Annotated in this window: 7 protein-coding genes, 1 tRNA gene and 1 pseudogene; 5 read left to right on the top strand and 4 right to left on the bottom strand. The window is 66.4% G+C overall.

The features are described from left to right. A pseudogene (locus tag ACILQR_RS13970) lies at positions 1-427 on the top strand (translational GTPase TypA); the annotation flags it as partial. A gap of 176 nt (positions 428-603) precedes the next feature. On the opposite strand, the gene ACILQR_RS13975 reads toward ACILQR_RS13970, so the two are convergent. From ACILQR_RS13975 to ACILQR_RS13990, 4 genes are all read right to left on the bottom strand, one after another. Continuing rightward, on the bottom strand, positions 604-1,092 hold the full coding sequence (locus ACILQR_RS13975; protein ID WP_395652003.1) for a peptidase S1: 489 nt from the start codon (positions 1,090-1,092) through the stop codon (positions 604-606). Between the two features lie 186 nt (positions 1,093-1,278). Next, positions 1,279-2,385: an alkaline phosphatase D family protein gene (locus tag ACILQR_RS13980; protein WP_395652004.1), complete on the bottom strand. Its 1,107-nt coding sequence runs from the start codon at positions 2,383-2,385 to the stop codon at positions 1,279-1,281. A gap of 181 nt (positions 2,386-2,566) precedes the next feature. After that, positions 2,567-4,906 carry a TonB-dependent receptor gene (locus tag ACILQR_RS13985; protein WP_395652005.1) on the bottom strand — a complete coding sequence of 780 codons (2,340 nt, stop codon included), beginning with the start codon at positions 4,904-4,906 and terminating at the stop codon, positions 2,567-2,569. Between the two features lie 374 nt (positions 4,907-5,280). Beyond that, a tRNA-Ala gene (locus ACILQR_RS13990) sits at positions 5,281-5,356 on the bottom strand. Positions 5,357-5,531: 175 nt separating this feature from the next. Between ACILQR_RS13990 and ACILQR_RS13995 the strand changes: the two genes are divergently transcribed. The 4 genes from ACILQR_RS13995 (at position 5,532) to ACILQR_RS14010 (ending at position 8,725) form a co-directional block, all read left to right on the top strand. Next, entirely contained in the window at positions 5,532-5,837 is a 306-nt protein-coding gene (locus ACILQR_RS13995; protein WP_395652006.1) for a YggT family protein, read from the top strand. 146 nt (positions 5,838-5,983) lie between these two features. Continuing rightward, a complete protein-coding gene (locus ACILQR_RS14000) occupies positions 5,984-6,862 on the top strand; it encodes a 3-hydroxybutyryl-CoA dehydrogenase (protein WP_395652007.1) in 879 nt (292 codons plus the stop codon). Then, positions 6,859-7,431, top strand: coding sequence for a phthalate transporter (locus ACILQR_RS14005; protein ID WP_395652008.1), 573 nt, complete (start codon positions 6,859-6,861; stop codon positions 7,429-7,431). The genes ACILQR_RS14000 and ACILQR_RS14005 overlap by 4 nt, the downstream gene beginning before the upstream one ends. A gap of 55 nt (positions 7,432-7,486) precedes the next feature. Continuing rightward, entirely contained in the window at positions 7,487-8,725 is a 1,239-nt protein-coding gene (locus ACILQR_RS14010; protein WP_395652009.1) for a DUF418 domain-containing protein, read from the top strand. Positions 8,726-8,885 lie beyond the last annotated feature (160 nt).

Raw genomic sequence — 8,885 nt, forward strand, 5'->3', positions numbered from 1 at the left:
GGGTGTGCTGAACCGCGTGTTCAGCCACTACGAGGGCTATAAGGGCGAGATCGCCGGCCGCCTGAAGGGCGTGCTGATCTCCAACTCGGACGGCGACACGGCGGCCTTCGCCCTGTGGAACCTCGAGGATCGCGGCGTGATGTTCGTCGGCGCCGGCGAAAAGACCTATGAAGGCATGATCATCGGCGAGAACGCGCGCTGGGACGACCTGGACGTCAACCCGATCAAGGGCAAGCAGCTGACCAACGTCCGCGCCTCGGGCAAGGACGAGGCCGTGCGCCTGACCCCGCCGCGGGTCATGTCGCTGGAACAGGCCATCGCCTATATCGGCGACGACGAACTGGTCGAGGTCACGCCCAAGTCGATCCGCCTGCGCAAGCAGATCCTGAACCCGTCGTTCCGCAAGAAGCGCGCGCGGCCCGAGTAAGCCTTACGGCTTGCGGGCTAACGCTCGCCGCGCGGCGGCTCGCTGCTTGAGCCCGACCCTGCCCTGAATGAGAAAAGGCCGCCCCTTACGGAGCGGCCTTTTTTTTGCTTCGCCGTTGCGCTCAAGCAGCGAGGCTCCGCGAGCCGAGCGTTAGCGCGGCGCGAAGCGCCCAAAGATCACCTTGGCGTTTCGGTGATCCCCAGAACGGCCTGGGCACCCGAGCCGCCCAGCACGCCGATCCAGATGTCATACTTGCCGCTGCGGGGGCGGCGATAGACCACCTGCGGGTCGCCGTCGCCGAAGCTGTCGTCGTCGCAGGACCAGCGCCCGTCCGGCCCGTTGACGATCAGGGTCGTGTCCGAGTTCGATACCGCCCGGAACACCAGCGGCAGCCGCCCCGCCGTATAGGTCACGCTATAGTCCGGCGCGTCCGAGATATTGCCGACACAGGCCCCCGGCAGGTCGGTATCGGTATAGGCGTCGATCGAGCCCCCGGCATAGACGCTGATCGTATACGGGTCTGGCTGGAACCCGGCCCGCAGGCGCACGCTGCCGAAGTTCGGGCGCAGGCCCGAGTTCTGGGCCGCAGCCGTATCGGCGATGGTCGTCGCAGCCCCGGCGACGAGAACGGCACCGATGGCGGCAGCCAGCTTCAAGGATTTCATGGTCGTGTCCCCCACTCCATGGCGCGACATCGCACCGTGGTATGCGAAAATCATGCGACCGCCGGACCCGACCCGTCAAGCCGCCGCCCCCGTGGCGTCAGGATGAGTCAGTCCACGACGGACAACCGATCGGCAGGCGAGCTCGACTGTTACCCCGGAGCGCAGGCGTACTCGACGCCCCCGCGTTCACACTGTCAGATCGGCAACCCGGATCGCCTGTTCCAGGCGCACGACACCGTTGACGTCGCGAACCTCGGCCAGGACGGTCGGGCTGTCGCCCTTCCAGCCGATGGTCAGCAGGCCGAAATTCTGGTCGCGGAACACACCTCCGACACGCAGCGCGTTGGGCGGCGTTACCGGCCAGACCTCGGTCAGGCCTGATGAGGTGATGTCCCACAGCGGGTAGGGGACGTTGACGTCCAGCTTCGAAATCTCGCCGTAGTGGGTGTCGCCCGACAGGCAGATCAATCCGTTGGCGCGCGTGTCGCGGATCGCCCCGATCAGCCGCTGGTGGTCGTGGGCGAAGTTGATCCAGCCTTCCCAGCCGGCGAAATCGGCGACCACCTGAAGGCTGGACCCGAACACCCGGATGTCGGCGGGCACGGTCAGCTGTTCCTCCAGCCAGCGCCACTGGGTCTCGCCCAGCTGTGTCGCCGCCAGATCAGGATTGCGATCATAGGGGCCCGGGGTCGTCTCGCCGACGGCCGCACGCGCCCTGACCCAGGTCTCATAGTCCTGATCGCCCAGCTCCAGGGACTTGAGCGGCGTCCGGTTCCAGCGCAGGTCAGGCAGGATCACCTGGACCCGTCGGCCTTCGGGGCCAAAGACATGGGCCGTATAGATGCCGTCGCGCGTCCGTCTGGGGCTGTCGGCGGCCTCGCCGAAGAAGTCCAGAAACTGGCGGCGGCTCTCCTCCTTCATCGGATAGTCGGCCCCGGCGTCGTTCTCGCCGAAGTCGTGATCGTCCCAGATGGCCAGGATCGGCGTCGTCGCCTTCAGCTTCTGATATCCCGGCTGGGCCGCCAGCTCGGCATAGCGCTGGCGCATGACTTCGGGGTCCCGCGTGTCCAGATAGACGTTGTCGCCCAGGAAGATGAACAGGTCCGGCTCGGTCGCCAGCACCGCGTCCCAGATCGGCTGAGGCTTCTGGCTCTTGGCGCAGGACCCGAAGGCGATCCGGGTCAGCGTGCGCGCCGACTCGGCATGAGAGTCCGCCTTTGCGGTCGCTGCACCGGCCGCCAGCCCGACGCCGACCGTGCCCGTCATCAAGCCGCGTCTTGAAATCTGGGTCATGGGTCTGGCCTCAGGAAGAGTCCTTCTCCCCCTGCGGGAGAAGGTGGCACGCGTAGCGTGACGGATGAGGGGTCGCACCGGCCTGTCCGTGAGTTTACTCACACGATGAACGTTGCCGCCCGCGTGACCCCTCATCCGCCCCTTCGGGGCACCTTCTCCCACAAGGGGAGAAGGGCCTACCTCAGAAATGCTTGCGCAGCGTCACGAAGGCCTGACGCGGCGGCCCCGGCAGGAAGGTCTGGCCGCCCGCTCCATTGGAGAACCCGCCCGAACCGACCGTCGAGATGAAGTCTTCATCCAGCAGGTTGGTGACGTTGAACTGGATTTCCGTCCCGTCCAGCAGGGTGCCGGTGTCGATCACGCGGTAGCCGGCCGTCAGTTCGACCAGTGTATAGCCGTCCACGCTCTCGTCGTTCAGATAGCTGGAGAAGCGCTCGCCGGTGTAGGCCGCCGCCAGGGTGCCGAACAGGGCACCGTCGTCATAGGCCAGTTCGGCGCGGAACAGGGTCTCGGGCGTGTTGACCACGGTCTTGCCCGCCGTCGCCGCCACCAGGGCACCCGTTCCGTTGCGCACGTCATCCTCGTAGGTCGAGTCGTTGTAGCTGAACGAGCCGAACGCCGACCAGTCGTCGTTGAAGCTCCAGACGGCCGCAGCCTCGAAGCCGCGCGACTGGACCGAGCCCACGTTCTGGATGCCGTTGCCCAGGCCCTGGATCGGGGCGCCCAGGGCCACGCTCAGCAGGCGATCCTCGAACTCGACGTTATAGACCGCGAGCGAACCCTGGAGCCGGTCGAAGCGGAAGCGCCAGCCGGCCTCGATGGTCCTGGAGCTTTCCGGCTGAAGGGTCGTGCGCAGTGCCGCAAAGCCCGCCGCCGACGCCGAGAAGGGCCCGCCCGTGTTGGACGATTCGAACGCCCGGATGTTCTCCGAGTACGACACGAACAGCTGCTGGTCTTCACTCACGTCATAGGTCGCGCCGACCTGGGGCAGGAAGTTGTCCTCGGCCTTGATCGAGCCGGTCTTGTTGGGGCCGACCAGGGTGCGGGCCGTGTTCTCGACCGACAGCGACTTGAAGCCGCCGAACACCGTCAGGGCGTCGGTGACCGCCCAGGTGTCCTGGACGTAGAACAGGCGGGTTTCGGTCTCGAACTCATACTGCCACTGGGTGAAGAAGGGGTTCTCCAGGAACTCCAGCGACGAGCGCGTATTGGCGGCGCGGCCCAGGCCGTAGAAGCGACGGGCGTGGTTGAAGTCGTTCTGCTCCAGCCAGAACCCGGCCTCGATTGCGTGGGCACCGAGGTCCAGATTGGCCGAACCGAACGCACCCTTGCGGTCCATGTCGTATTCGGTGGTGCGCACCGAGATCGGGCTGGGGATCGCGATCGCCGCGCCGTTCTGATCGGGGGCACCGACGGGGGTGCCGACGTACGGCGTCCACCACAGACCCTGACCCTTGTTGGTGTGGCCATAGCCGGTCAGCGAAACGGAGAAGGCCTCCGTGATCGGATAGGCGATCGTCAGGGCACCGATCGTGTCGTCGCGCAGGCCCGCTGCGTCGAAATAGGCATCGTCGACGGTCTGGATCGGGGTCGGATAGACGGTTCCGGCACCGGGATTGGTCACGGCCGCGCCGGTGTCGCCGCGATTGTTGGCGATGTCGGCGATACGGACGGCCAGGACGTAGTCACCCGAGATGTTGTCGAAGTCGCGGCCCAGGCGCGCGATCTGGGCCAGCGACATGTCCTGATAATCGTTCTCACGCCGTTCGGAATGGTTGATGAAGCCGGTGATCTCACCCGCGCCGATCGGCTGGACCAGGTTGAAGTTGATCTGCTTCTGGTTCTGCTCGCCCACGCCCTTCCACTTGTCCATCGAGTGATCGACATAGGACAGCGACAGGGCCGTATCGACCGGACCGAACGCGCCCGAGTCCAGGCGGATGAAGCCGCGCAGGGTCTCTTCGCTGCCATAGGTGCCGGCCACGTCCAGACCAAACTCGCTGGCCGGGCGGCGGGTGTTGAACTGGACCGTGCCCCCCAGGTTGCTGGTCGAGGCGGTGCCCAGCGCGCCCGAGCCCTGGGCCACGTCCACGCGGCCGACGTTCTCGGAGATGATGGCGCGCGAGATGTGCAGGCCGTTGTGATTGCCGTAGCTCATGTCGCCCAGCGGCACGCCGTCCAGGGTGAAGCCGAGCTGGTTCTGGTTGAAGCTGCGCAGCACGATGCGTGCCGACCATTCATAGTTGCCGAAGGCGTCGGCCGACTGGAAGCTGACGCCGGGCAGGCGTTCGATCGCCTTCAGCGGGCTGGTGCCGGGGGCTTCGACGGCGATGGCGGCGGCGGTGATCGAAGCCTGCTGGCGGGTCTGGCCACGGCCGAAGACGACGATCTCTTCCAGCTGTGAATCCGCTCCGGGCTCGGACACGATCGACTGTGCGACGGCCGGACAGGCGGCGAGGATCGCACTGGTCAGTACGAGTGCGAGCGTGGAAACGCCCGTCAGAAGACGATGATTGGTCATGTTTGCCCCGAAATTCGTTCTGCGTCATGAAACGCAGCGGCGGCTTAGGGAGGGTCCGAGACGCCCCCGCAACGGCAAGGCTTCAGTTCCATGACGGGACGGCATCTGCGGGTGTTTGACACGCAGCGTGGCGTAACGGCTACGCTTGATCCGGGTACGGTGTTTGAGAAATCACGGTGCCGAAACGGCCGCCGATGGCTCCTGGCCCATGCCGTAAGGATAGGGCCTCTCAGGATCCTAAGCCGCTTCGGAACTCGCCCGGACGTCATCGGAACCACCGCGCCGGAAGACGCTGAAGGCCAGAGACATTCACTCGGGTAGCCGTCGCGTGTCGTAGCGCCGCCGGTGAGTCGAAGTTATTGCTATTTGACGCCTGGTGGAGCCGAGGGGAGTCGAACCCCTGACCTCGTCATTGCGAACGACGCGCTCTACCAACTGAGCTACGGCCCCTCTCAGAGGGTACAGGCGAGGGCGGGACATAGGCGGGGGGACCGGGGGGTGTCAACGGCCAACCGGCCCCGGCGAATCTGCGGCGACTGGGCGTTTGGCGGAACCGCACAGGTCGGCTAGAAGCGGCGCTCAGGGACGCTTCCTCGTCTCCTCGCATTTCTTTCGGAGTCTTCGCATGGGCGGTGCCATCGTCTGGCTGGTCAACGCGGTCATCAGCCTGATGGTCTGGGCCATCATCGGAACCGCCATCCTGAGCTGGCTGTTCGCCTTCGACGTCATCAACCACCGCAACCGGTTCGTGAATCAGCTGTCCCAGTTTCTGGACGCCGTCACCCGGCCGCTGCTGGAACCCTTCCGCCGGATCATCCCCAATCTGGGTGGCATCGACATCTCGCCGATCGTCGTGTTGCTGCTCCTGGAGTTCGCGCGCCGGCTGTTCAACGGCATGGCCGCGCCCTCGCTGATCGCCCTGCTGGGCTAGGACCGGGTGTGGCCTTCGGGCCGCGCGGGATGGTGCAAGGATGCTGCGCCGCACGATTCCAGCCTTGCGCCGTTCGCCGACCCTCTTAAGGTGCCGGCCTCTGGCGAAAACGCCGCTGCCGACCCTGACTTGATGACCTGCGCCGCATGACCACGATCGCAACAGTCGCCATCATCGGCGCCGGACAGATGGGCGTCGGCATCGCCCATGCGGTCGCGCTGGGCGGATATTCGGTCAGGCTTTATGACATCGACCCCGCCCGCCTGCCGCTGGCCTTGGGCGAGATCGCGGCCAATCTGGCGCATCAGGTCGGCAAGGGCCGCACGACGCAGGATCAGGCCGACGCCGCCCTGGCCCGCATCACCACCGTCGAAAGCCTGGCCGAGGCCGGCAAGGCCGATCTGGTCATCGAGGTCGCGGTCGAGGACGAGGCGGTCAAGAAGGCGCTGTACGCCCAACTGGTCCCCCACCTGGGCCCCGACACCCTGGTGGCGTCCAACACATCGTCGATCTCCATCACCCGTCTGGCCTCGGCGACTGACCGGCCAGAGCGATTCATCGGCCTGCATTTCATGAAACCGGCCCCCGTCATGGGGCTGGTCGAGATCGTGCGCGGCATCGCCACCTCGGCCGCCACCTATGACGCCGCCGTCGCCTTCGCCGAGAGCCTCGGCAAGACCACCACCAATGCCGAGGACTTCCCCGCCTTCATCGTCAACCGTATCCTGGTGCCGATGATGAACGAGGCGATCTTCACCCTGTACGAAGGCGTCGGCGACGTGGCCTCGATCGACAAGGCGCTGAAGCTGGGGGCCAACCATCCGATGGGGCCGCTGGAACTGGCCGACTTCATGGGGCTGGACGTCGTCCTGGCCATCATGAACGTGCTGTACGACGGGCTGGCCGACAGCAAATACCGGCCCTGCCCCCTGCTGGTGAAATATGTCGAGGCCGGCTGGCTGGGCAAGAAGAGCGGTCGCGGCTTCTATGACTATTCCGGTCCCACCCCGGTGCCGACACGATGAACCTGTCGTTCGACAAGCCCGAGGACATCCCCGGCCAGACCCGCGTCGTCTGGCGCCGGACGCCGGGTGCGAAAATCATCGCCGGGATAGCCGCCGTGGCCTGGCCGCCCCTGATCCTGACCCTGCCTCTGCTGCCGCCGTCCAACTGGTTGCCCGGCCGCGAGATGGACTGGCGGCTGATCGTGCTGATCCTCGGAGCCATCGTCGTGCCGGTCAGCCTGTGGATGCTCGAACGCGAGCGTGAGCGGACCGGTCGCCCCGGATCGCGGCTCGGCATCGTGTGGCGCTACATGCTGTACGGCGGCCTGCTGGCGGCGGGGCTGATGGTGCTGTTCGCCCTGATCAGCATGGCCTGGGGCTGGGTCCAGTCGGGCAGCTTTCTGGAGGCGCTGGGCTATACCGAGACCATCCTGCTGATCTACGGCGTCGGCGGCCTGCCGGTCGCGATCCTGCTGGGCGTCAGCTATGCGCTCTGGGCCGGACTGTGCGTCGCCTTCCTGGCCTTCGAGCCCCAGCCCGAGGTCAAGGACCGGCTCGGCCTGCTGAACGAGAAGATTACGCCGAATTAAGCTTGCACCGGCCGGTGGAGGCCGCATCCTGTCCCCGAAAACGAGGGGGCTCGCGATGACCACGACCGACACGGCACCTGCGCCGACTGGGCCTGCGCGCCCGCATCCCGTCACGGGTGGCGACCGGATCTTCAACCTGGACATGCTGCGCGGCCTGGCCGTGCTGGGGATTCTGGCGGTCAACGCCCTGTCCTTCGCCTGGCCGTTCGAAATCTACGGCGATCCCGAGAGCGCCCCCTTCGCCATAGCCGGGGCCAACAAGATCGGCACCTGGGTCACCGACGTCTTCTTCCACGACAAGTTCCGCAGCCTGTTCTCCATGCTGTTCGGGGTCTCGATCTTCCTGGTCGGGGGAGAGCGGTCGGACAAGGCGCGCGGCAAGCTGCTGCGCAGCCGGCTGTTCTGGCTGTTCGTGATCGGCCTGATCCACGGCCTGGGCATCTGGTACGGCGATATCCTGATGCACTACGCCTACACCGGCCTGTTGATGCTGCTGATGCGCTCGATGTCGGCGGGCAAGCTGCTGTGGATCGGCGGCGGGATCAGCCTGTTCTGGGGCGTGGTCGGGGCCGGGATGGCGATCCTGATGGCGAATCTTCCGCCCGAGGTTCGCGATGGGATGGGTGGACCGGAGATCAGCCCCGAGAAGATCGCCGCCACCATCGAGGCCGTCCGGACCGGCGGCTGGATCGCCGCCATGACCGAGAACCTCAGGGCCTGGGCCTTCGTCCAGGGTTTCAGCCTGGCCCTGATCCCCGTCACCCTGCCGCTGATGATGCTGGGCCTGGGCCTGTTCAAGAGCGGCTGGCTGGCCGGCAAGGGGGCGATCTGGACCTATCTGCTGGCCATCGCGGCGGGCGCGGCCATCCTGGCGGGGCTCGGCTGGTACCGCTGGCAGACCCTGGGCGTCGAGGATGATCCGACCGGCGGCCTGTCGGCGGCCTTGGCCCAGTTCGGTTTCGTTATCACCCTGGGCTATGCGGCCCTGCTGATCCTGCTGACCAGGGCGGGGCTGAAGATCATCACCGGGCGGCTGGCCCCCGTCGGCCGGATGGCCTTCACCAACTACCTGACCCAGTCGATCCTCATGGCCAGCCTGTTCTACATGCCCTGGGGCCCGCTGATCTACGGCCAGTGGGGCCCGGCCATGATCTGGAGCGCCGTCGGCGGCATCTGGATCCTGCAGCTGATCTGGTCGCCGCTGTGGCTGTCGCGGTTCGAGATGGGACCGCTGGAGTGGATCTGGCGCTGCCTGACCTATGGGCGGATGGTGCCGCTGATGAAGCGCGGGTGAGGCACGAGCCTCTCCCTCCCCCTCGGGGGAGGGCAGATCGCGAAGCGATCGGGTGGGGGCGGCAAGGCAAATCAGCGCGGTATCGCCTTGCCCTCCCCACCCGGTCTCCGCTTCGCTTCGACCACCCTCCCCCGAGGGGGAGGGAGAAGCGTTGCGACAA

Origin of the sequence: Brevundimonas sp. (genome assembly GCF_044239655.1) — a bacterium.
In the GTDB taxonomy this organism is placed as follows: Bacteria; Pseudomonadota; Alphaproteobacteria; order Caulobacterales; family Caulobacteraceae; genus Brevundimonas.

Coding starts and splice junctions, on each gene's coding strand:
- ACILQR_RS13980 (WP_395652004.1), bottom strand. CDS start 2,385: ATGACCCAGATTTCAAGACGCGGCTTGATGACGGGCACGGTCGGCGTC.
- ACILQR_RS13995 (WP_395652006.1), top strand. CDS start 5,532: ATGGGCGGTGCCATCGTCTGGCTGGTCAACGCGGTCATCAGCCTGATG.
- ACILQR_RS13985 (WP_395652005.1), bottom strand. CDS start 4,906: ATGACCAATCATCGTCTTCTGACGGGCGTTTCCACGCTCGCACTCGTA.
- ACILQR_RS13975 (WP_395652003.1), bottom strand. CDS start 1,092: ATGAAATCCTTGAAGCTGGCTGCCGCCATCGGTGCCGTTCTCGTCGCC.
- ACILQR_RS14005 (WP_395652008.1), top strand. CDS start 6,859: ATGAACCTGTCGTTCGACAAGCCCGAGGACATCCCCGGCCAGACCCGC.
- ACILQR_RS14000 (WP_395652007.1), top strand. CDS start 5,984: ATGACCACGATCGCAACAGTCGCCATCATCGGCGCCGGACAGATGGGC.
- ACILQR_RS14010 (WP_395652009.1), top strand. CDS start 7,487: ATGACCACGACCGACACGGCACCTGCGCCGACTGGGCCTGCGCGCCCG.